This is a genomic window from Coriobacteriia bacterium, assembly GCA_018368455.1.
GTDB lineage: Bacteria > Actinomycetota > Coriobacteriia > Coriobacteriales > UMGS124 > JAGZEG01.
This window is the reverse complement of sequence record JAGZEG010000004.1, coordinates 40,893-63,217: the sequence shown is the minus strand read 5'-3', so window position 1 is coordinate 63,217 and position 22,325 is coordinate 40,893. Positions and strand designations below refer to the sequence as shown.

19 protein-coding genes are annotated in these 22,325 nt (G+C 65.3%); 13 read left to right on the top strand and 6 right to left on the bottom strand.

All coding sequences use genetic code 11. From position 1 onward, the window contains the following. The first annotated feature begins 4 nt into the window (after positions 1 to 4). The 9 genes from KHZ24_03440 (at position 5) to KHZ24_03400 (ending at position 10,568) form a co-directional block, all read left to right on the top strand. Positions 5 to 1,207, top strand: coding sequence for a 2-hydroxyacyl-CoA dehydratase (locus KHZ24_03440; protein MBS5450250.1), 1,203 nt, complete (start codon positions 5 to 7; stop codon positions 1,205 to 1,207). A 168-nt stretch (positions 1,208 to 1,375) separates the two neighbouring features. Further along, complete coding sequence (locus tag KHZ24_03435; GenBank protein MBS5450249.1) at positions 1,376 to 1,612, top strand: DUF3343 domain-containing protein; 237 nt, start codon at positions 1,376 to 1,378, stop codon at positions 1,610 to 1,612. An 81-nt stretch (positions 1,613 to 1,693) separates the two neighbouring features. Next, entirely contained in the window at positions 1,694 to 2,845 is a 1,152-nt protein-coding gene (locus tag KHZ24_03430) for an aminotransferase class V-fold PLP-dependent enzyme (protein MBS5450248.1), read from the top strand. Between the two features lie 478 nt (positions 2,846 to 3,323). Then, entirely contained in the window at positions 3,324 to 4,949 is a 1,626-nt protein-coding gene (locus KHZ24_03425) for an ABC transporter substrate-binding protein (GenBank protein MBS5450247.1), read from the top strand. A 72-nt stretch (positions 4,950 to 5,021) separates the two neighbouring features. Beyond that, the gene (locus tag KHZ24_03420) at positions 5,022 to 5,996 is read left to right on the top strand and encodes an ABC transporter permease (protein ID MBS5450246.1); all 975 of its coding nucleotides are present in this window, start codon (positions 5,022 to 5,024) and stop codon (positions 5,994 to 5,996) included. Between the two features lie 52 nt (positions 5,997 to 6,048). After that, positions 6,049 to 6,987, top strand: coding sequence for an ABC transporter permease (locus tag KHZ24_03415; GenBank protein MBS5450245.1), 939 nt, complete (start codon positions 6,049 to 6,051; stop codon positions 6,985 to 6,987). Next, positions 6,988 to 8,130, top strand: a complete 1,143-nt coding sequence (locus KHZ24_03410) for an ABC transporter ATP-binding protein (GenBank protein ID MBS5450244.1) — start codon at positions 6,988 to 6,990, stop codon at positions 8,128 to 8,130. It begins immediately after the preceding gene. Beyond that, entirely contained in the window at positions 8,131 to 9,096 is a 966-nt protein-coding gene (locus tag KHZ24_03405; protein MBS5450243.1) for an ABC transporter ATP-binding protein, read from the top strand. A 167-nt stretch (positions 9,097 to 9,263) separates the two neighbouring features. Then, the gene (locus KHZ24_03400) at positions 9,264 to 10,568 is read left to right on the top strand and encodes an amidohydrolase (protein MBS5450242.1); all 1,305 of its coding nucleotides are present in this window, start codon (positions 9,264 to 9,266) and stop codon (positions 10,566 to 10,568) included. A gap of 20 nt (positions 10,569 to 10,588) precedes the next feature. Here KHZ24_03400 and KHZ24_03395 read toward each other — a convergent pair whose 3' ends face one another. From KHZ24_03395 to KHZ24_03375, 5 genes are all read right to left on the bottom strand, one after another. Beyond that, complete coding sequence (locus KHZ24_03395; GenBank protein ID MBS5450241.1) at positions 10,589 to 11,956, bottom strand: ATP-binding protein; 1,368 nt, start codon at positions 11,954 to 11,956, stop codon at positions 10,589 to 10,591. A 996-nt stretch (positions 11,957 to 12,952) separates the two neighbouring features. Continuing rightward, positions 12,953 to 13,891, bottom strand: coding sequence for a hypothetical protein (locus tag KHZ24_03390; protein ID MBS5450240.1), 939 nt, complete (start codon positions 13,889 to 13,891; stop codon positions 12,953 to 12,955). After that, complete coding sequence (locus KHZ24_03385; protein MBS5450239.1) at positions 13,888 to 14,418, bottom strand: hypothetical protein; 531 nt, start codon at positions 14,416 to 14,418, stop codon at positions 13,888 to 13,890. Before KHZ24_03385 ends, KHZ24_03390 begins: the two co-directional genes overlap by 4 nt. Before the next feature lie 149 nt (positions 14,419 to 14,567). After that, complete coding sequence (locus tag KHZ24_03380; GenBank protein MBS5450238.1) at positions 14,568 to 15,116, bottom strand: PIN domain-containing protein; 549 nt, start codon at positions 15,114 to 15,116, stop codon at positions 14,568 to 14,570. Beyond that, positions 15,104 to 15,547, bottom strand: a complete 444-nt coding sequence (locus KHZ24_03375) for a hypothetical protein (GenBank protein MBS5450237.1) — start codon at positions 15,545 to 15,547, stop codon at positions 15,104 to 15,106. The genes KHZ24_03380 and KHZ24_03375 overlap by 13 nt, the downstream gene beginning before the upstream one ends. Positions 15,548 to 15,948: 401 nt before the next feature. On the opposite strand from KHZ24_03375, the gene KHZ24_03370 reads away from it, so the two are divergent. From KHZ24_03370 to KHZ24_03355, 4 genes are all read left to right on the top strand, one after another. Next, positions 15,949 to 16,911: a carbohydrate kinase family protein gene (locus tag KHZ24_03370; protein ID MBS5450236.1), complete on the top strand. Its 963-nt coding sequence runs from the start codon at positions 15,949 to 15,951 to the stop codon at positions 16,909 to 16,911. Positions 16,912 to 17,077: 166 nt separating this feature from the next. Further along, complete coding sequence (locus tag KHZ24_03365; protein ID MBS5450235.1) at positions 17,078 to 18,085, top strand: ADP-ribosylglycohydrolase family protein; 1,008 nt, start codon at positions 17,078 to 17,080, stop codon at positions 18,083 to 18,085. A 730-nt stretch (positions 18,086 to 18,815) separates the two neighbouring features. Beyond that, the gene (locus KHZ24_03360; GenBank protein ID MBS5450234.1) at positions 18,816 to 19,310 is read left to right on the top strand and encodes a sigma-70 family RNA polymerase sigma factor; all 495 of its coding nucleotides are present in this window, start codon (positions 18,816 to 18,818) and stop codon (positions 19,308 to 19,310) included. Then, positions 19,307 to 20,659, top strand: coding sequence for a hypothetical protein (locus KHZ24_03355; protein MBS5450233.1), 1,353 nt, complete (start codon positions 19,307 to 19,309; stop codon positions 20,657 to 20,659). Before KHZ24_03360 ends, KHZ24_03355 begins: the two co-directional genes overlap by 4 nt. On the opposite strand, the gene KHZ24_03350 is transcribed toward KHZ24_03355, so the two are convergent. Further along, positions 20,646 to 22,127 carry a hypothetical protein gene (locus tag KHZ24_03350; protein MBS5450232.1) on the bottom strand — a complete coding sequence of 494 codons (1,482 nt, stop codon included), beginning with the start codon at positions 22,125 to 22,127 and terminating at the stop codon, positions 20,646 to 20,648. The two genes, KHZ24_03355 and KHZ24_03350, sit on opposite strands and share 14 nt — an antisense overlap. Positions 22,128 to 22,325 lie beyond the last annotated feature (198 nt).

Below are 22,325 nucleotides of genomic sequence, written 5' to 3'. Positions count from 1 at the left end.
CAATATGAGCGCCGAAACGACCATTGAACCCGAAGTTCAGAAGAGTTCAACCGAGGAGCTTGAGCCGCTGCCCCGCACGTTCGAGGAGTTCAACGAGCAGCGCAAGGCCGGCTTCATGCGCGTCAAGCAGTTCAAGGAGAGCGGAGGGCGCCTTGCCGGCGTGCTGTGCTCGTTCACCCCGCTCGAGATCCTCGACGCCGCCCACGTGTCGGCCGTCGGCCTGTGCGGCATGAGTGACGAGACGATTCCCGCCGCCGAGACCGTGCTGCCCAAGAACCTCTGCCCGCTCATCAAGTCGACGTACGGCTTCGCGCTTACGGAGAAGTGCCCCTATACGTACTTCGCCGACATGATCGTGGGCGAGACGACGTGCGACGGCAAAAAGAAGATGTACGAGCTGCTCGGTGATCTCAAGAACACGTACGTGCTGCACCTGCCCAACTCGCGCTCGCGCTCCTACGAGCACGACGAGTGGTACGAGGAGCTCAAGCGGTTCAAGGGGTATCTCGAGGACTTCTACGGAATCACGATCACCGATGACGACCTGCGCGAGGCCGCGCGCACGCGCAACCGTCTGCGCCGCGCCCTCATCAAGCTCTACAACCTGCAGACCTCTGAGCCGCCGGCCGTGCGCGGCACCGAGATGATGAGCTCGCTTCTAGCCGGGTCGTTCAACTTCGACGTGCACAACTTCGCCGACCGCGTCGAGCAGCTCGTCAACCAGCGTGCCGCACAGGCTGCTGAGGGCAAAAGCGAGGTCTCTCCCAGCGCAAAGCGCATCCTGCTGACGGGCTGCCCCTCCGGCGGCCTCATCAACAAGGTGGGCAAGGTCATCGAGGCCAACGGCGGCGTCATCGTCTGCCTGGACGACTGCTCCGGCGAGCGCACGAACAAGCTGCTCGTCGACGAAGAGGCGCCCGACATCCTGCGCGCCATCGCAGAGCGCTACCTGAACATCAACTGCTCCGTCATGACGCCCAACGAGGGCCGCATGGAGAACACGCTGGCCATGGTGGAGAAGTACCATGTCGACGGCGTCATCGATGCCGTGCTGCAGGCATGCCACACGTTCAACATCGAGGCCGCGCGCATGGGCCGCGTCATGGAGGAGCACGGCGTCCCGTACATGAAGCTCGAGACCGACTACTCCATGGGCGACTCGGGGCAAATCGAGACGCGCATCGCCGCCTTTATCGAGACGCTCTAGCGGCCTACGGCACATCATCTGCGGCGTTGCGCTTCGGCTCACGTATGTCGAATACGCTTCGCCTCGGCGCGCCTTGCATCTGCTGCACCGTAGGGCGCTAGAGCAGATTGCCGTATATTTACGGCACACCGGCCCGAGCGGCTCGCGACGTTAACGAAGGAGAGTTCCATGCTCGAAAAGCGGCCGTGCGTCGTGGTCACGTTTGCGAATACGCCGGATGCATGCGGGATGGAGGACGCGGCCAAGCGCCTGGGCATCCCCGGGCGGCTCATCCCGATTCCGTCGGCCATCTCCGCAGGCTGTGGGCTCGCGTGGCGCGCCGAGGCCGCCGAGCGCGACGTCGTCGTAAGAGCGCTTGAAACACACGGCATCACCCACGAGGGCGTGTTCGACATCGAGCTGTAAGCCACCGGCCGTCCCACCTTGTCCGCGCGGCCCGCCCGCACGAGCGTCCGTGCCACATAATCCCGAGAGGATACCCGTCCCATGATCTACTTCGACAACGCCGCCACGGCCATGGCCCGCCCGCAGGAGGTCGTCGACGCCGTCGTGCGCGCGCTCACGACGTTTGGCAACGTGGGGCGCGGGGCGCACGACGCCGCCATCTCGGCCGACATGGCGGTGTTTGACGCGCGGCGCAAGGTTGCCGAGCTGCTGGGCGCCCCCTCCCCCTCGCGCGTGGCCTTTGGCTACAACGTCACCGAAGCGCTCAACGTCGCCATCGCGGGCCTGCTGCGCGACGGCGACCGGGCGCTCACAACGGCTGCCTCCCACAACTCGGTGCTGCGCCCGCTGTTCCGCGCGCGCGACGAGCGAGGCTGCGCCGTGGACGTAGCGCCCATCCGCCCCGATGCCTCGCTCGACTTCGACGCCTATGGCGAGCTGCTGCGCACCGGACGGCCGCGCCTCGTCGTGGCGACGCACGCCTCCAACCTCACGGGCGACGTGTACGACGTGGCGCGTATGGCGAACATGGCCCACGAGGTCGGGGCGCTGTTCGTGCTCGACGCGGCGCAGACGGCCGGCGCCCTGCCCGTCGACATGGCTGCCCTCGGCGTCGACGTGCTGTGCTTCACCGGACATAAGAGTCTGCTGGGGCCGCAGGGCACAGGCGGGCTCTGCGTGGCGGAAGGCGTCGAGGTGCGCCCACTGCTCGAGGGCGGCACCGGCGTGCACAGCTACGACGAGCGTCAGCCGCTTGCGATGCCTGAGAGCCTCGAGGCCGGCACGCTCAACGCGCACGGACTGGCGGGACTCGCAGCCGGCATCGACTACCTGCAGCGCGTCGGCGTGGAGCACGTGGCCGCACGCGTGGCCGAGCTCACAGAGCGCTTCGAGACCGGCGTCGCGAACCTGCCGGGCGTGCGCGTGTACGGCGGTCACGGCGGCGTAGCGCGCACGGGCGTCGTGGCGCTCAACGTGGGCGAGGTGGACTCGGGGCGCATCACGAGCCTGCTGGCCGAGCACTACGGCATCTGCACGCGCTCCGGAGCGCACTGCGCGCCGCTCATGCACCGCGCGCTGGGCACCGTGAGCCAGGGAGCCGTGCGCTTCAGCTTCTCGCACCTCAACACCGAAGACGAGATCGACGCTGGCATCGCCGCAATGACCGAGATCACGGGCGAGCTGGCAGGATAGAGCTTCATCGAGTGCGGGCTGATTCTGGGGCAAGAAGCGGCCCGCACTCGACAAGCAGAGGCGCGACGTCCGAGCTTGACAAGCAAGCTGGCAATCGGCACTATGTCGCAGCGATGAATCCGAGCCAAGAATGAGGGAAGGGAGGTGCGAGAAGACATGGGGATACGGGGATCATGTAGTGCAACGACCTGCCGTGTGCAGGGTCGCGGGTCCAACAGAACAGCCATCCTCGCCCGTGCGGCGAGAGGCGTGGCAGCAGAAGAGCAAACGAGGGTCTTGGCAGGTGGAAGCGCAGAGGGCGCCCACGGCCAGGGCTTTTTTCATGCCGCGATTCCAGGGCAGCCTGCAGGGAAAAGCGCTCCCGCCGCACGTGGGGCATCGCCCTGAGCACCAGCCACGCGCGTCCGGTTCGGGCACGCCACGACTCAACCTCCCTGCGGCCCCAACGGGTCGCCCAGCCCACATGAAAGGATTCCTCATGCAGCCTTTGCTCACCACTCCCCTCTCCCGCCGCTCGCTCGTAAAGGGCACGCTGGCCGCCACACTCGGCCTCGGCCTGGCCTCCGTGCTGCCCGCCGGCCTCGCGCCACAGGTGGCACGCGCCGACGAGTCCGACGGCACGTTCACGATGGCCATCAGCTTCATGCCCTCCTCGCTGCAGCCCTCCTCCGGCGGCAACGACGATCAGACCATCGTCGTGCGTCCCGTCTACGAGTGCCTGTTCCAGGAGCTCGACGGCGACAAGATCGAGTACCACCTCGCTGATGGCGTCGAGATTTCCGAGGACGGCCTCACCTACACGATCCACATCCGCGACAACGCAAACTGGAGCGATGGCGAGCCCATCACCGTCGACGACATTCTGTTCACGATCGAGTACAACGGCCTGAAGTACGACGGCAAGACGAGCACGACACAGGTCAACGGCGAGGACGTCACGTTCACGAAGAAGGACGACAAGACGCTTGAGGTCGTGCTGCCCTCCGTCTACGTCACCTACATCTACACGATGTGCAATTGGACGCCGCTGCCCGCTCACGCCTTTGACAACGACCCCTCGAAGGTCGCGGATAACGCCGGCTACTTCTTCACGACCGACATGGTGACGAGCGGCGCATTCACCGTCGAGCAGATCAACGAGGACAGCATCGTCTACGCCCCGCGCGCCGACTACTACGGCGGCGAGCTCTCCATTAAGAAGCTCGTAGCCAAGACGATCGGCTCGGGCAGCACCAAGCAGCTCGCCTTTGAGAACGGCGAGGTCAGCTACATGCGCGTCACGACGGCCGAGGACCTGGAGAAGTACGCCGCCGACGAGGCCACGTACACACTGTACTCCGTCTCCGAGGCGCGCCTCAACTACCTGCAGCTCAACCCCCAGGGGCCCGTCATGTCCACGCTGGGCGAGGACGCACGCAAGGCCCTGTTCCTCGCACTCAACGGCCAGGAGATCGTCGACTTCGCCTACGGCACCGACAAGCTGGCCACGCCAGCCAACAGCCCGCTGACACCCGACCAGTACGACTACGACCCGGAGTGCCCCGGCTATACGCAGGACATCGAGCAGGCAAAGCAGCTCGCCGAGTCCAGCGGCCTGGCCGGTCAGACGCTCACGTACATCTTCAACGCCGACCGCCCGAACATGGAGCAGGTCGCTGTCGTCGTGCAGCAGCAGCTCCAGGCCATCGGCGTCAACCTCAGCATCGAGGGCCTCGACTCCACAACGTTCTTCAACCGCTTCTTCTACGGCGCGTACGGCACCGACCAGGGCAACACGTGGGACCTGGGCTCCAACGGCTGGGATTCCGAGCGCGGCATCAGCTCGCGCCAGGCCTACAACTACCTCACGTCGGGCACGTCGCGTTTCATGACCGGCTTCTCCGATGAGCTGGGCGAGCTCACCAAGGCCGCCAACTCCAACCCCGACCAGGCGGCGCGCAAGGATCAGTGGAAGGAGATCCAGCAGCGCTACCTCGATGAGTGCTGGGAGTACCCGCTGACGTACACGAACTACGTCATGGTGTCGCGCAAGGACGTCAGCGGCCTGGACGCCTCGCCGATCATCCCCGAGTTCTCGCAGTTCGCCGCCATCAAGCTGGCGTAAGAGAGAGCCTCATAACGCAGGCGGGCCCTCTGCGCAAACGCGGAGGGCTCGCCCCCAAAAGAAAGTCCCTCCATGCTGAGATACGTCGTCAAGAAAGCCGTCCAACTCGCCGTCGTGCTCGTGCTCATCTCGTTTCTGTCGTTTGCGGTCATCTACTTCGCGCCCGGCGACATCTCGCAGATGTACATCACGCCCGACATGACCGATGAGCAACGTTCTGCCGTCATTGCGACGCTCGGGCTCGATAAGAGCCTGCCCGAGCAGTACCTCGCCTGGGCATCCAAAGCGATACAGGGAGACCTCGGCGTCTCGGCGACGAATCACGACATGCCGGTTGCAACGCTTCTCGCCAACCGCCTGCCCGCCACGCTGTTGCTCATGGGCAGCTCGCTAGGACTGGCTCTCGTGCTGGCCATCCCGCTGGGGCTGTGGGCTGGCTACCGGCGCAACTCGAAGGCCGACGCCATCATCAGCGGAGTGTCCTACGTCGGCATGTCCATCCCCTCGTTTTGGTTCGGCATGCTGCTCATCATCCTGTTCGCAGCCGTGCTGCACGTGCTGCCCTCCTCGGGCATGCACACCGTAGGCTCCGAGGGGCCCCTGGACACGCTGCGGCACCTCATCATGCCGACGCTGGCGCTGGCGCTGGGCGAGGTGGCCGTCTACATCCGCTACATCCGAGCCAACACGATAGGCCAGCTGGGCGAGGAGTACGTGCTGGCGTCGGAGTCGCGAGGCACGCCGCGAGTGAAGGTGCTGTTCAAGCACGTGCTCAAGAACACGCTGCTGCCGATCGTGACACTGCTGGGCATGAACCTGGCATCGCTGGTATGCGGCTCGTTCATCATTGAGACCGTGTTCGGCTGGCCCGGCGTAGGCACGCTGGCGATGAGCGCCATCGGGGCGCGCGACTACACAGTCATCATGGCCTACATCATGCTGTCGGGCACGATCCTCGTCGTGGGCAACTTCCTGGCCGACGTGCTGTACGCCGTCGTCGACCCGCGCATCAAGCTCGTCGCCGAGAAGGGGGGCCACCGTGGCTAGGACTGGGTACGTCATCGAGGCCGGAAGCGTTGCCACCGAGGACGAGGCCGAGATGCCAGCTGCCCAGGGCCGGGCGCTGCCGCGGCTCGAGTTCGAGGCCGGCGCGTTCGAGCGGCTCGAGAAGCGCGATCGCACGCAACTGCCTCCCAAGGCCATCGGCTTCGCGCGAACGTTCCTGCGCGAGCTCGTCGCCAACAAGCTCGCGCTCGTCAGCACGATCCTGCTGCTGGTCGTCATTATCGCGACGCTGCTGGCGCCGCTGTCGCCCTACGACCCCTACGCGCTCGACGTCAAGTCCAAGCTGCTCGGGCCCTCGGCGGCGCACTGGTTCGGCACCGATGAGTACGGCCGCGACTACTTCACGCGTGTGCTGTACGGCGGGCGTATCTCGCTGCTCGTCGGCTTCTGCGCCATGCTGCTGACGGTGGCCCTGGGCTCGCTCATCGGCATCGCGGCGGGCTATGTGGGCGGCAAGCTCGACACGCTGCTCATGCGCTTCACCGACGTGTTCCTCGCGCTGCCGAGCATGCTGCTCATGGTCATTCTCAACGCGTTTCTGCGACCGAGCATCCCAACGCTCATCGCCGTGCTCAGCCTGTTCGGGTGGGCGTCGGTCGCCCGCATCACCCGCGCCGAGACGCTCTCGCTCAAGGAGCGCGACTTCATGGTGGCGACGCGGCAGCTAGGCGCGGGACACCTACGCATGGCCGTGCTGCACATCCTGCCGAACATCCTAGGGCCGGTGAGCGTCGCGGCAAGCCTGAGCGTGGCCAGCGCCATCCTGTCGGAGTCGTCGCTGAGCTTTCTGGGGCTGGGCGTATCCATTCCCTACGCGTCGTGGGGCAGCATGCTACAGGGTGCCCAGGCGCAGATCCTAAGCCACCCGATGCTGGCCGTGTACCCGGGACTGATGATCCTGATCACCGTGCTGGCGTTCAACCTGCTGGGAGACGTGCTGCGCAGCGCGCTGGCGCCGAAGGTGGCGAGGTAGATGAGCGAGAAGGAGATACGAGCCGGGCGGCCGGGCGCGGGATGCGCGGGTGGAGCGCCGCTGCTCGAGATCGAGAACCTGCGAGTGAGCTACCCCTCGGTGGGCGGCGTCGTGCGAGCCGTGCGCGGCGTGACGTTTTCGGTGGCCGCCGGGCAGACGTGCGCACTGGTCGGCGAGTCGGGCTGCGGCAAGTCGGTGAGCGCCAAAGCCGTCATGGGCCTCGTGCGCGCACCGGGCCTCATCGAGCCGGGCAGCATCATCCGCTTCGACGGCACGAACGTGCTGGGCTTCTCGGAGCGCCAGTGGTGCGACTTTCGCGGGCGGGACTGCGCGCTCATCTTCCAGGACGCGCTGGCCTCGCTCAACCCGACGATGCGCGTCGGCCGCCAGCTCATCGAGGCGCTCGACAACCACTGCCCCGAACTCTCGGCTTCCGAGAAGCGCCGGCGCGCCATCGAGACGCTGCGGCTCACGGAGATTCCCGACCCCGAGGCGTGCATGCGGCGCTACCCCCACGAGCTGTCGGGCGGCATGCGCCAGCGCGTCATGATTGCCTCGGCCATGGTGGCGCGCCCGCGGCTGCTCATCGCCGACGAGCCCACGACGTCGCTCGACGTCACCGTGCAGCAGCAGACGCTGCAACTCATGGGCGACCTGCAGCGGCAGTTTGGAACGGCCGTGCTGCTCATCACACACGACCTGGGCATCGTGGCCGACGTGGCCGACCGCGTCGTCGTCATGTACGCGGGGCGCATCGTGGAGCAGGGCCCGCGCGACAATATCTTCTACCGACCGGCGCACCCCTACACCGAGGCGCTGCTCGCCAGCGTGCCGCGTCTGGACGCACCGGCCAAGCAGGGGCTGCGCGCCATCGAGGGCACGCTGCCCGACCCGACGAGCGAACCGACCGGTTGCGCGTTCTGCGAGCGCTGCCCCCATGCGATGCGTATCTGCGCCCAGGAGATGCCCGCCACGGTAGAGCTCGCGGGCGAAACGGCGGGCGGTCCGGCAGCAGGCGAGACAGCAGCAGGCGGGCAAACCGGCACGGGTGGTCTAGCCGCAACCGGCGGGCGCCACGAAGTCACGTGCTGGCTGCATGACCCGCGCTATCTGGCGGCGGGCACGACGAAGGAGGGCCGGTAGATGGCCGGCGACGTGGAACTCGAGGTGTCGCACCTCAAGAAGTACTATCCCGTTGGCGCAGGCCAGCTGCTCAAGGCCGTCGACGACGTGTCGTTTTCCATTCGGCGCGGCGAGACGCTCGGCCTGGTGGGCGAGTCAGGCTGCGGCAAGACGACATGCGGCAAGACGTGCCTTGGCGTGCTGGGCCGCACGGACGGGCAGGTGCGCTTCCGCGGCGCCGACGTCCACACGATGGGGCGCCGCGAGCGCTTCGCCTTCACGCGGCAGGCGCAGATGGTGTTCCAGGACCCCTATGCCTCGCTCGACCCACAGCAGAAGGTCTACGCCATCGTGGCCGAGGGCATCCGCATTCACAAGCTGGCGCGCAGCCGGGCCGAGGAGCGCACGATGGTGTTCAACCTGCTCGACCAGGTGGGCTTGGGTACCGAGTGCGCCGAGCGCAACGTGCACGAGTTCTCGGGCGGGCAGCGTCAGCGCATCGGCATCGCGCGGGCACTGTCGGTGGGCCCGGAGTTTCTGCTGTGTGACGAGCCCGTGTCGGCGCTGGACGTCTCCCTGCAGGCGCAGATCGTGAACCTGCTCATCCGACTGCAGCGCGAGCGCGGGCTCACGATGCTGTTCATCGCGCACGACCTGGCTGTCGTCAAGCAGATTTCCGACCAGGTGGGCGTCATGTACCTGGGCAAGCTCGTGGAGCACGCGCCGGCCGAGGAGCTCTACCGCGAGCCGTTGCACCCCTACACCCGCGCGTTGCTCGCCGCCGCGCCCATCCCCGACCCCAAGCTCGCACACGAACGGGAGCGCATCGTGCTGAGCGGCGACGCTCCGAGTCCCGTGAACCCCACGCCCGGCTGCCGCTTCTGCGGGAGGTGCCCACGTCGCATGGACGTCTGCGCGCGCGTCGAGCCCGCCATCCGCGAGTTCGCCCCCGGTCACACGGTCGCATGCCATCTGTACGAGGAGTAGAGGGAGCCGCCTGTCGCGTGCATTGTCGCCCTCTTTCGAGGAAACGTCCGTAGAATGCACGGTACATCCCCGCTGGCACACCGCCAGGCCGTACGCCGCCAACCCGAGGAGCCCCCATGCCGCATTCCCCCGCCTCGCAGACATCTTCGACTTTCGACTCCACCACAATGGCACCTGCAAGCACGGAGCAGATTCGGGAGCTCGTGTGCCAAGGGACGGGGTACGTCGTCGAGATGCGCCGACGCATCCACGGGCTCGCCGAGCTCAGCGGGCAGGAGTTCGAGACAAGCGCGCTGGTGCGCCGCGAGCTCGATGCGCTGGGAATTGAGAACTATCTGGCGAGCGACGGCATCAGGAGCAAGACTGCTAAGAACGAGGCCGTCGGGAGCACGGGCGAGCCGGCAACCTCAGCCTCGGACGCCACGCCGGCAAGCACCTCCGTGATCGGCGTACTGGAGACCGGCCGACCAGGCCGCTGCGTCGCGCTGCGAGCCGACATGGACGCGCTACCCGTCTCCGAGGATCCGTGCAACCTCGCCGGGCCACGCGCCTGCGTCTCGAGCACGGGGACCACCTCCCACGCCTGCGGGCACGACGGTCACACAGCCATGCTGCTCGGCGCCGCCCGCGCCATGGCCCGCCTGCGCGACGAGGGACGGCTCAGCGGCACCGTCATCCTATGCTTCGAGGCAGCAGAAGAGACGATGGCGGGCTTCCCGCACGTCTTGGCAGCCATCGAGCGCTACCCCATCGAGACCGTGTGGGGCATCCACCTCTACGCGGGGCTCGCCTCCGGGCGTATCTGCGTCGACGCCGGCCCTCGCATGGCGGGCGCGGCCGACCTCGACGTCACGATTCACGGCCTCGGCGGCCATGGCTCGCGGCCTGACATGGCGCGCAATCCCACGTTCGTCGCGGCCAACCTGCTCAACAACCTCGCGGTTGCCTGGGTGAACCAGATCGCGCCCAACACGCCCGTCACGTTGGGACCCACGACGATCAGCGGCGGCCAGGCGTTCAACGTCATCCCCGACGAGGCGCGCATCACCGGGTTGATGCGCTTCTTCGACGAAGGAGCTGGGCGCCAAGCACTTGCTATCGTGCGAAGCGTTGCCGAGCATACGGCCGCCATGCACGGGTGCACGGCCGAGGTTCGGGGAACAGCCGACCTCGCGTTGCCCGTCGTGAACGAGGCCCGCGCCGCCGCATTGGCCAAGCGAGCCTTAGCAGACGTGCTGCCCGAGGGCGCTGTCTCGGCGTGCGCGCCGTGGTACGCCTCGGAGAGCTTCGGCCACTACCTGCGGCGCTACCCCGGCGTCTTCGCCCACGTCGGCATCGCCAACGAGGCCGCAGGCACTGGCGCGCCCCACCACACCCCGCAGTTCGACATCGACGAGGACGCGCTGGCCCTCGGCGTCGCCGCCACGCTCGCGTACACGACCGAGTTCCTCGCCCGCGGCTTCGGGGAGTAGACCACCAGCTGCCGTACGTCCTACGCCTCGAGCGCCCACTTCCATGCTGGAATAATGCGAATGGTGCCCCCGTCGTTCGTGACAGACCCGTTCTCACGCAAGGTGATGATGGTGCCGGCAGCAACCCCCGTCTGGGTCATCGCCACCTCGAGAGAGCCAATCTCTCGCCGACGCGTTTTCTCGGCGCTCATGTCGGCTGTGACTTGGATAAGCTCGTACGGTTCACTTGCCAACGCATCGCCCACCAGGAAGTCGACCTTCTCGCGACGCGACGTTGGGGCGGTGTATGAGGTTATTGTTTCAATCCGGCTCCCGGCTCTTCTACGCTCAAGCTCGCTAAAGACGGCAGTCTCCAAACGTTTTCCCACGTCCTGCTGGCTCGCCCGGGCAGTCGCATGGGCTAGACCGGTGTCAACAGCGTACACCTTGGAGGCGGCCGTACTCGGCGCTAGAGAGGTGGCGTATTCGGGCAGCAGGCTCAACAGGTGCGCCTGGCAGAACAGTCGGACCACCTCGTTCACGGTCTCCCACGAAGTCCGGTAGCCCACGGTGCGCAGGCTCTCAACCAGGTTGTTCACCGAGAGGTCGCACGCCGTGTTGCGCAAGCCAAACAGAGCCACCTGCGTAGCCAGCGCAATGTCTGCACGACCGTAGCGTTCGACAACGTCGCGCGCCACGACGTCGCGCATGTACGCCTGCAGCATCATGGTGCGCTCCTCCGGGCCCATGTGCTGGACGCCAGGGAAGCCACCCATGACAAGATAACGCGAGAACGCCCCCTCAAGTTGCGTTCGCATGTCGGGCGGCACCGCGCCCACGGCTCGCAGCTCCTCGGCAGACGGCGTCTCGATGTCGTGAAAGAGGCAGTACTCGCGAAACGAGAGGGGGCGCATCGGATGCTCTTGAGAGCGTCCGCGAAACGTCGAGGCGATCTCGTCGGCCGACAGCTTTGACGACGATCCCGTGATAACTAGCGTCACGCGCTCGTGCTCCGCAAGTCGCTGGCAAACGCCCTGCCAGTTCTCCGCCTCCTGGACCTCATCGAGAAACAGATAGCAGCCCTGGGAGCGCGCGGAAGGAACCTGTCGCCAGTACTCCTCGACAACGTCGCTCAGCAGCGTGGGCGACGCGGGCCTCAGTCGATCGTCGGCAAAGTTGAAGTACAGGATGCTGTCACGGGAAACACCCTGGGAGAGCAGGCGATTTATCAGCTGAAACGCATAGAACGTCTTACCACAGCGCCGCACGCCCGTAATGATGTGGACGAGGTTGAACAGGGCAGGAGCCGGCAGCTCCCGTATGACATCGATGCGCTCGCTGGGATGAGGAAACACAAACGCGCGAGCCTCTCGAACAAGCTCGGCATAGTCGTGCATCGTGGGCGACATAAGGGTCATCCTCCGATTGGCATAATTCGGCATAGCCATACTTCGTGTTATTCACAAGAAGATTCTACCAAAACTTCTCGTCATTCGCGAGAAGTTGCAGGCACTTCTTCTCACCCCTGGAGAGAAGCGCATATTACTCGGCGGGCAAAAGTCCATCCACCCTAGTCTCCGACTGGTGATCGAGCGCACTTGGCCCCACGTATCTTCATAAGACCCGTGCCGACGTCCGCCATGCAGGGCGTCGAAGCATTCGGTGGATAGAAGGTGTTCTGACAACCCATCACACAAAGCAAATTTGCATCGAGTTTTGCGAATATCAGAAGAGGCATTGACACCCCCCGCTTGCAAAATAGCTACGCGGCCTACATATTATCTATAATTTTAATAGGTAAATTACTGCTTTAAGGAGACGAATAATGGCGTATACGAGAGATGACTATGTTCGCGATCTCTATATCAAAGACCATGGTGTAAGCGGTAGCGAAAACTCACAGGCAGAGCAGAGGATTTTCTTTTATGAAAATAGACGGTTACGTGAAATAGAGAAAGCGTGGCCCGAATACGCCAGCAAATCATCGATATCCGATGATACTTGGAATGATATTGAAGTTCGGTATTGCTTTGCGAATGCATGCAAAGCATCAGATGAAGTTTTGATATTACTAAATGTTATGATATAATGAAATTAAGTAGAGATAATCTATTATCAAAACTAATAATTTATAAAAATACATATTATTTTGATTTACCTAATAAAAACGACAAAGAGCATGTTCCATCCTATAAGGGAAAAGCATTGCTAATAATAGCGATGAATTTCTTTGCCCACAAGCTCCCGTGCAAACAGCGGGAGAACACTGTTCCTAGTAGCCGTTCCTACAGGATGAACAACGCGGGTCGGCCAACAGGTCATCCCAACTTGGCATCTGGGCGCGTAGGGTGTCCCAGGTTGGCATCGCGAACGAAACCGGGCGCATGTGGTTGGACCGTGGCGGCTCATCTGGCGCCGGCAGGGCCACGCGCAGGCGTTCGAAGACTCGCGTGAGGTCGCGCATCTCGGCGACGGCATGGGCGCAGTGATCCGTCACGGCGAGGCGGCCGAGCGGCGTCTTCGCCATGGCGTATACCATCGCTGCCAGGAGCGGGCGGCGGGGCCCCGGCTCCAGATACACCTCGTCGCCGGCGGGGCGAATCGGGATGCCCCGGGCCGCTAGCAGTGCATATCCCTCGCGACAGGCATCGAGGATGGCACGGCGCTGGGCCCTTGTCGAGCGTCTCAGGTCGCAGCCGCACGTATAGGAGACAAACGCGATGGGCAGGATGAAGGCAAGATGGCACTTGAGCCAGGCATCCATCTGGTCCTCGCGCGTTACGCGATAGCCCGCAGCGGCAAGCAGCCCCTCCACCTCGCGGCGAAACCCTTCGGAGAGCGACGTCGGCCCCGCCCAGCGTCATGCCCAGCCGCGCGTACACGCTGATGACCCGTCCGGCCTCCCGGCGCCCTCCCGTCGATTGGAAGGCGAATGCGATTTCGCGCGGGCTAGACACAACCCCACCGGCACCAGACGGCCGCCGTGCCTTCAGCTCGGTAAGACGCGCGGCCGTGCCCTGCGCGTCGGCGTTGTTGCCCACGAACACGACACGGCGCACGGCACTCGCAGCCGCCAGCGTGGGCAGAACGTCAGGAACCTGCCTCGCCTGCATCACGACAAACGCGAGGTCATAGGCGTCGTCCGGTACCAGCTCGCGAATGATGCGCACACGATCGGTCGTCGTGCGGCGCTGCAGGATATTCCGGATGGTCAGGCCGTCGCGCTCAAGCACGTCCGCCCACGCTCCGCGCGCCAGCAGCGTGACGTCAGCGCAGCCTGACGTCTGCAGTCGATGCGCCAGCAGACAGCCCAGCACGCCCGCCCCGTACACGAGCACCCTCATCGCGCGCCTCCCGCCCCCGGCTCCGCAAAGTCCACGTGGACGATAAAGCCCAGATGACGGCGGCGCATGTGGGTCATGATGCGGCGGGTGAGCCAACCAGCTCGATACGTCACGCCCGGTGTTGCGTAGACACTCAGGTAGTCGCATTCGGATGCCCCGACGATATGGGGGCTCCCAGAGGGACCTCGCGCACCGGGTCCTCGAGCGAAAAGTAGGAGCGCGTGGCCAGCCGTCATCTGCCGGCGCAGACACGAGAGGCCGAAGCCCAGCTCGATGACGCAGGCCCCAGGATGCTCACGCACATAGCCCTCAATCTCACACGCCATATCGTACTGGCGCACGATGCACTGCAACCCGGGATATTCCAGCCGGTAGAACAGGCTCGCCAGCCGAGGCTCTCCCAGCTCGCTGAGAATGCGCGCGGCGTCGGGGTCGGGAAAGAAATCCGGCTGTCGCTGCGCGGAGATTGCACGGCCCCACAGCGGAATACATAGCGTGTGCTGGACGGTGTCCCTTTCAAGTGCCACGCCAGCCTCCTCCAGACGACCCGGGCGGAGCATAGGGATGGCCCAGCACCGAGCGCCGCGCTATACGTTTATGTAAGCTGTATTAAACTAAATGGAATGGCATCAGAGGTGCGAACGGGAGGCGATCGGTTTGCGAGTCCCCCGAAAACCTAGTTCTCAGGCTCCTCCGCGTCACTCGCGCGCACGCGCAACGCAGCGATGGCGTCGGGGATGTCGAGCGCCGCGACCGGGCAATGGCGCAGCAGGCTCTCGTCACTCGTAACGAGAAGGTCAGCCTTGGCGCGCTGAGCAGCGGCAACGATGAGATTGTCCTCGTAGTCCGCATGAAGGGGACGCTGCTTGCACGCCAACCAGATGTCAGAGAGGTCGCAGCCCACCGCCGTGGCATTCTCGGTCAGGTGTTCCAGGCAGCCCCACGCCACCGCATCCGCCGAGGCAGCGCCCTCGGCATCGAGCATCCCGCCGTGCACGCGGCGATACTCCCGCTTGAAGTCTGCCGCGATAAGAAAGAACAAGTCCTTTGACGAAGTGACAGCGTACAGCACATCGGCGTCAAGTCTGACGGCCAGCCTCACCAACTCACACGCCTGCCTGTGGAGAGGGCGATACCCAAGGTAGTAGTCGATCCACACGTTTGTATCCAGCAGGAGCGAGAGGCGCCGTGCCGCCCTTGAGGCGTCGACGCTCACGATGTCCACCCCATCAATTCGCCGTAGCGCTCTTCGTAGGCCCGCTCCTGGAGCTTCTCATACGAGGGTGCGTCCTCATATGCCGGCCACGACAGCCCCGCCGCGCGATAAGCCTCTTCGACGACGCGCGGACCACGAGCAAACGCCTCCTCGCGTTGTCTGAGCCGAGCGGCACGCTCCTCCTCCACAGCGCATGCCTTACTGGGCATGATGGCCCGCAGGATAGACTCCGGCTCAGCAGCATGGGATTCGGCGAGCTCCCAGAGCGCACGAACAGCCCGCGACGGTGTGAGGCCTGCGGCGGCCAGCGCGGCATCGCCCCGCCTCTTGAGGCCGGCGTCGATGCGGACGTTGATCTGCGCAGCCCCCGAGGCATTTGCAGCTGCAGCGGTGGCGTGCCCTGGCGCCTCGAGAAGCGTCGTTGACGTGGTTCGCGCCATGGAACCTCCATCTCCCCTTTTTCTTGAGGCTAGCACGTGTTGTAACAAAAGTAAAGCAGTAAAGCGTTCGGCGTTGGCAATTGGCGTGGGCGCACATGCAAAAGCACCCAGAAACGTACGTCGCGGTCGTGGGCCCCAGTCGGTAGAGACGCCCTGCAGGCGTACCATCCCCGCAAATGCACTGCCGGCCGCAAGGAGTCCGCCACGCGTCCCACTCGGCCACGACGCCGTTGTGCAGGATCGCGTAGGGGGGCGCGACGCAAAGTCTCTTTCGTACGTCCGATTCGCTCGATTTGGGACTAGGATGACGGTGAACATACCTGTGGGCGAGCCCCACTGTCCCCGGCGCCGCAAGACCAGACGGCACCGCAGCGCACCCGCCCACCTGAGAAGGGAGCCCCATGAGCGGCATCGACGTGTTTGGCCTGGGCACGCTTGCGACCGACGTTCTCATCCGCGTGGACCACCTGCCCGCGGCCGACGGCTTCTGCGTCGTCAAGAGCTCGACGAAGCAGCCCGGTGGCAGCGGGACGAACGTCATCGTGCAGCTCGCGCGCCTCGGCGACGCCTGCTCCTACGCTGGAGAGGTCGGCGACGACGCACTGGGGCACGCCGTGCTCGACAGCCTTGCGGGCGAGGACGTCGATACCACGCCGATGGTCGTGCGCCCCGGCGGAGAGACGCTGCACACCGACATCGTCATCGCTGACGGCGGCGAGAAGTTCATCATGCTGAACCTGGGCGATGCCTTCGCGGCCCTGACCAGCGCCGACATCGACCTCGAGCAGCTGCGACACGCCCGCGTGCTCTACACCGACCTGCTGCCCAAGGAGCCAGCCCTCGCTGCGCTGGCCACCGCACGCGAGGCAGGCGTCACGACAGTCGTCAACGTGCAGGTCGACCTCATGACGATGCAGGGCTTCGGCTTCGAGGCCCCCGACATCCTCGCCGCGCTGCCACTCATCGACGTGTTTGCTCCGTGCCGCGCCGCCCTGTTCGCGCTGTGCGACAGCGAGGATCCCGACGAGTGCGCCGCCTACCTGCGCCGCCACGGGGCCGCCGGCACGCTGCTGTTCACGCTGGGCTCGGCAGGCTCCGTAGCCTACGCGCCGGACGGAACACACGTCGACGTGGCAGCCCTGCCGGTGGAGACCGTCGACACGACAGGCGCCGGCGACTCGTATCTCGGTGGGTTCACGCACGCGTACTGCCTGGAGGGCCGTGGCCTACGCGACGCCATGGAGTTCGCCACCGCGTGCGCAGCCCACACGGTGAGCGGGCTGGGTGCGCGGTTCTCGCCGACGCTCGCGCAGGTGCAAGCCGAAATGGCCGCGCGAGCCGAGCAGGCAGGCGACCCGGCATAGCCCGCGCTCCATCGAGTGAAGGCTGGCTCGCGGGTGTTTTCGCGATGATACCTCGTTTGGGGATTATCTCCCTGCGGTTATGACGTTCAGGTTGCTGAAAGGCCCACATCAGCCCGCATTCGATGCGTGGGTGCGAGGCATGCGAGCCGGAGAGGTAGGCGGCGGGATGGCAGAGCTGGATTACACCCGTGTGCGCGGGGCGCTCATCGGCGCGGCGTACGGCGACGCGTTCGGCATGCCAGTCGAGGGATGGAGCGCGCGACGCATCGTGCGCGAAGTCGGCCTCGTCGACCATCTCATGCCAGGTATGCCCGACAACGACATCTCGCGCGGGCTCGCGGCCGGCGAGGTCACCGACGACACGATGCACACGTTGTTTGTCATCGAGATGCTCGCCGAGACGGGCGGACGCGTCGACGCGCGGCTCTTCCTCGAGAAGCTGCGCCGCTGGGCCACAACCTGTCCCAAGTCCACCGCCGTGCTCGGGCCGAGCACACGGCGCGCCCTCGAGCAGATCGACGCAGGCGTGCCGATGGAGCAGACGGGCTCGCGCGGCTACACGAACGGCGGCGCGATGAAGATGGCCCCGCTCGGCATCGTGTTCGGCGACCCGGCCCGCCCTGAGCGCATCGTGGACGCCGCCGAAGCCATCAGCCTGCCGACACACCACACCGGCGTCGCCATCGCGGCGGCCAGCGCCATCGGAGCCGCCGTGGGTGCCGCCGTGCGCGGGGCCCAGCTGAACAGCGTGCTCGACGCCGCCGGCGACGCGGCCGACCTCGGCGAGCTACGCGGCGTCGACTTCGCCTCGGCCTCCGTGGCAGCTCGCATCGAGATGGCCCGCGGCCTGAGCATCCCCGAGGACGTGCGCGACCTCATCGGCTGTTCCCCGCTGGCATGCGAGAGCGTCCCGGCGGCATTGGCGTTCGTGCAGCTCTCGGGCGGCGATCCACGCGTGTGCGCCTGTATGGCGACCGCTGCCGGCAGCGACACCGACACCGTCGCCTCCATGGCGTGCGCGATCTGCGGCGGCCTGCGCGGCGAGGACGCGTTCGACCCGGAAGATGTCGCGCTCATCGAGCGGGTAAATGGCCTGAACTTCGGCGCACTGGCCGAGCAGCTCATCGCAATCGAGAAAGCAGTGCGTGAGCGAGAAGCACGGGCTGGAGAGTAGGGCCAAGCGCCGAGTGCGGGATTCTAAGCGCGCGTTCGATGGCAGAGGATCGGGCGCCGCCTCGGCCCCCTGCGCCTGCGCGAGATTCTGCTGCGCGCGGGCCCCGGGTGGCCCCTAATCACGTTTGTGCAAGGTTTTGCAACACGAGGGATCCCGCGCGGCCTCGAATCACGGCTGTGCGAGCTTTGCGCGCAAACTGCTAGGATCCATTCTTGCTAGGTGTTACCAACGCGCCCCTGGCCAGCAAGCCCTCCCGCCATGCCTGAAATTCGTAACACGAACTCCCCCGCAAACCTCACACGCCCGCAATTCGCGCCCATTCCGAGGACGCCTCCCTGCAAATCCTCGCAGAGCCGCAATTCGCGTCCATCCCGAGCGCACCATTTCGCAAATCCTCGCAGACCCGCCGCTTCTGAACACGCCAGCCACCTGGCACATCGCGCGACTTCCCCCTCGCCCAAAAAGTCAAAAAACCTCTCTCGGGCTGTCCGAATGGGGCCCCATCATTCGTGTTAGCAATGAAGGAAAGTCCGAGGCGTACAACAGCGCGGGCAAGGCATAGTGGCTCCGCGAGGAGGCACGACCGGTGGCGCGGAAGGGAGGCATCGTGGTACACGATAGCCGCGAGGCATCGCAAGGGCCGTCGCCGCAGCCGGCGGCGCCGGACATCCCGGGCGCCAACCCAGTCGAGCCGCACCCGGCGTGCGACGCCGACACCGCGCGCGCATACATAGAGCGCGTCGTCACCGTCTATGCCGACCTTATCCTTCGGCTGAGCTATGCGCGTCTCGGATCATCCGACGATGCCCAGGACATCTGTCAGACCGTGCTGCTCAAGCTGCTGGACGCCTCGAAGGGCGGTGCCGTGCAATTCCGCAACGCGGAGCACGAGAAGGCATGGGTCATTCGGGCCACGATCAACGCCTGCATCGACCTGCGTCGCTCCGCCTGGTGCGGGCGCGTGGACTCCCTCGATGAGCTGCGCGAGCGCGACGGCTTTGAGCCCGTGGAGAGCGTAGCGGCCAGTGAGCCCGACCCCTCCGTACTCGCTGCAGTCAGCGCGCTCTCGCCAGCCTATCGACAGGCCATCTACCTGCACTACTACGAGGGGTATTCCGCACGAGATATCGCGACCCTCACCGGCGAGCGAGAAGGCACCGTCGCCAAACACCTGAGCCGAGCCCGTGCAAAGCTCCGCACCCTGCTGGAAGGAGGCTCCCGATGAGCACAGCCCCCGAGGCGCACCCCAAGTCGAATCAGCAAGACGCATCGCACTCCCCCAGCTCCGCCTCACCCTACGTCCGCGCCATGAGCGCCCTGCGCCTCTCCCCTACCGAGAAGGAGGCCCTCGTGAACACCCTCGTCGCGCAGCATCTCTCCGCCGGGGCAGCCGTCTCCCCACAGAACCACTCCTCCGCGCAACCGTCCTCTCCCGAAAAAAGCAGTTCCCCCACCCCCGCCGCACGAGCCTCACGCACTCGCACGCACTCCGCCGTCTCCCGACGCGCGTTCGTCGGCCTTGCCGCGGCTGCCACGCTCACCGCAGCAGCCGCGGGGATAGCCGCAGCGACCGGCCTCACCAGCGTCGACGTCCCCGACCTTATTGCACGGGTTTTCTCGCGTTCCCAGATTCCCGGCGGCCCCGTCGGCCCCGACGGCGCACCGGTCTACTTCCCCGATCCCGCGCAAGACGCTGCGGCAACCGCGGGCAGCTCCGACGAACTCCCCGGTGCGCCCATCGGCGTCGGTGCCAGCTCTGGCGGCGTAACCATCACGGCAGACAGCGTCATTGGCGACCGCAACGTCGCCATCATCGTGTTCACCGCGGCAAAGGACGACGGCTCGCCCTTCGACGAGCTGGGCATCGACAGCATGCCTGGCTCGCCCGAGCTCCTCTTCCAAGGCAGCAACATCACGTTCGACGATGAGGCGGCCATGCAGAACTGGGGCTACATGACGACAACCTACGACGCCGACCCGAACGACAACGCGCTCCAGCTCATCTGCGCCATCCACACGGAGAGCCCCCTCGTCGGCGCAACGGTCAACGCCCGCTTCGTCGACCTCGCCGCCATGGGCGAGCGCGACCCCTCCACAGACGGATCGGGCGACAGGTTCATCAGGCGAACCGTCATACACGGCACGTGGGAACTTTCCTTCCCGCTCAACTACGAGGATCACACGCTTGATGTCGAGACGTCAGACCAGACGTTCTCGAACGGACCCTACAAAATAACCGTGGCCTCGCTGAGCGTGTCTCCCGTCTCAGTGCGCATTGAGCTGCGCGCGTATACCGAATCAGACAAGACAGGCCCCGATGCATTCGAGGAGCTCCACAGGATTCTTGACCTTCCGGTCTCGCTCGTTCTGGACAGCGGAGAGGCCATCGACATCGCGCGATCCTACCCCGGCAACGCACGCTATCCCTCGCTGAGCTCGAGCGGCACCGCCTCACTCGACACCGAGGGCGTCGGCGAGGTGCAGATCGCGCGCTACACTCCAAGAATCGTCGACGTCACCCGTATAACCGCCGTCAGGCTGGGCAGCATCGAGATCCCCGTTACGACACGCTAGGGGCAGCCGCATCCTCTTCGTGTGCCTCGATCATGCCGAGTAGCTCCTTTCGGCTGTGGACGCCCAGCTTGGCGTAGATGCGGCGCGTGTGCGACTTGAGCGTGCCGTTCGCGATGACGAGCTTGTCCTCGATGTACGCCGACGTCTTGCCACGCGCGATGTACTCGAGCACCTCGAGCTCGCGGGGGCTCAGGCCGTATGCCCTGGCGAGCTCGGCGCACTTCTGCACGAGCCACGCCTCGTCACGCCCGTCCTGGCCCTTGACGTGCACACCCATGAACGAGGCGCCCCAGCTGTCCGAGGCGCGGTGGTCCGCTAGCAAAACGACGCTCGCCACGACGATGCCCAACGTCAGCGCGGCGGAGACGAACCCCTCGTCCACGAATGGCGGCAACGCGCCCCCCTGCATGAGGCCGGGCACGCGATGCGCCAGCAAGCGAAACGCCGCCGTCAGCTCCTCTATGCCGCACAGCAGAAGAACCGATACCCCGTAACGCCGTGAGAGATCACACATGAGAAACGTCAGCAGCAGGAAGATGAACGAATACCCCGTCGAGACAAGCAGGTCAGGGAACGGCCCCGCAAGCGGGGACGACAGCGGCGTAAGGGCAAGCCCGCACAGCATGAGCGCAAACGGCGTTCGATAGATAGCCGTGAAGCTCATCTTGCGTGAGAGGACGCACAGGAACAGCAGGGAAATCACGGGAGCCAGCAGCGTCCCGCACGTGTAGGCGCCGCTCGAGAACTCGATGGACGTCTCCTGTATGCCGAACGTGAACTCGTAGATGCCCAGGACGGCGATCAGGCTCCAAGGGATGCGCATCCGACCCCACGCAGGATGTGGCAGGTCCAGCGGACTCATGCGGGCGAAGTTGTGCCTCAGGCAGATGATCGACAGCATCGGCAGCACAAGCAGTATCGCGAGCCTGCGCAGGCCAGTCGCGTCGCCGAGCATCCAGGAACCCAGGCCTCCGAGCAGAAAGGCGCCCGAGACGTAGAAGATGATGTCGAACGGCTCGAGGCAGCTGTGAAACTCCGCCCACAACAAGATAGAGAGCGCCGAGGAAAACCCCGCGAGTAGGGCCGCCGTGGCAACGAGCGGCAGCGGGTACCCCAACATGCCGCCCAGAAAATCCGCGATGGCCGCCGCGACAGACAGGGCGAGCATGGCGACGAAGGCCGGGCGGCGGTTGTACAGCGGTGCGATCTTGCGCGCAAGAACGACAAAGGTCAGAAACGCGAGGAGCATGAACCCCGAGTAGAGGTCATCTCCCCAGATGGGATCAGCGGGCCTCGCAGTCAGGAACCCCTGGCCGAGCAGATCGTTGGCGGCCCGGCTGAAAGCAAAGCCAAAGAAAAGTGGGCGTATCGGGTGCGGGGCGGACAGCCTCGCGCGCCACGTCGCAAGGATCCCCGACGCGCTGCTCGTCGCGGCCGACTCGCCCCTATCTTTCCCCGTGATATCCATGTAAGGCGTTATACCATCACGACCTCAGCGCTTCAAGGTACTAGGGGTACACCACTTCTCAGCCCGGTGTACAGCGCGTGGCCCCATTCCCCGCAAAACATCGTTATCCCAGCTCAGAGGATTGGGTTACACCGTCGGGTTACAAGGTTACACCCTGACTTTCCACCCGTGGGATGCTTCGAACGTCCATTGTGACGA

Bases quoted from the DNA above. Each gene is read 5' to 3' on its own strand.
- KHZ24_03355 (MBS5450233.1), top strand. From the start codon at position 19,307: ATGAGCACAGCCCCCGAGGCGCACCCCAAGTCGAATCAGCAAGACGCA.
- KHZ24_03390 (MBS5450240.1), bottom strand. From the start codon at position 13,891: ATGAGGGTGCTCGTGTACGGGGCGGGCGTGCTGGGCTGTCTGCTGGCG.
- KHZ24_03395 (MBS5450241.1), bottom strand. From the start codon at position 11,956: ATGTCGCCCACGATGCACGACTATGCCGAGCTTGTTCGAGAGGCTCGC.
- KHZ24_03410 (MBS5450244.1), top strand. From the start codon at position 6,988: ATGAGCGAGAAGGAGATACGAGCCGGGCGGCCGGGCGCGGGATGCGCG.
- KHZ24_03405 (MBS5450243.1), top strand. From the start codon at position 8,131: ATGGCCGGCGACGTGGAACTCGAGGTGTCGCACCTCAAGAAGTACTAT.
- KHZ24_03430 (MBS5450248.1), top strand. From the start codon at position 1,694: ATGATCTACTTCGACAACGCCGCCACGGCCATGGCCCGCCCGCAGGAG.
- KHZ24_03365 (MBS5450235.1), top strand. From the start codon at position 17,078: ATGGCAGAGCTGGATTACACCCGTGTGCGCGGGGCGCTCATCGGCGCG.
- KHZ24_03415 (MBS5450245.1), top strand. From the start codon at position 6,049: ATGCCAGCTGCCCAGGGCCGGGCGCTGCCGCGGCTCGAGTTCGAGGCC.
- KHZ24_03420 (MBS5450246.1), top strand. From the start codon at position 5,022: ATGCTGAGATACGTCGTCAAGAAAGCCGTCCAACTCGCCGTCGTGCTC.
- KHZ24_03370 (MBS5450236.1), top strand. From the start codon at position 15,949: ATGAGCGGCATCGACGTGTTTGGCCTGGGCACGCTTGCGACCGACGTT.
- KHZ24_03400 (MBS5450242.1), top strand. From the start codon at position 9,264: ATGGCACCTGCAAGCACGGAGCAGATTCGGGAGCTCGTGTGCCAAGGG.
- KHZ24_03425 (MBS5450247.1), top strand. From the start codon at position 3,324: ATGCAGCCTTTGCTCACCACTCCCCTCTCCCGCCGCTCGCTCGTAAAG.
- KHZ24_03440 (MBS5450250.1), top strand. From the start codon at position 5: ATGAGCGCCGAAACGACCATTGAACCCGAAGTTCAGAAGAGTTCAACC.
- KHZ24_03375 (MBS5450237.1), bottom strand. From the start codon at position 15,547: ATGGCGCGAACCACGTCAACGACGCTTCTCGAGGCGCCAGGGCACGCC.
- KHZ24_03435 (MBS5450249.1), top strand. From the start codon at position 1,376: ATGCTCGAAAAGCGGCCGTGCGTCGTGGTCACGTTTGCGAATACGCCG.
- KHZ24_03350 (MBS5450232.1), bottom strand. From the start codon at position 22,127: ATGGATATCACGGGGAAAGATAGGGGCGAGTCGGCCGCGACGAGCAGC.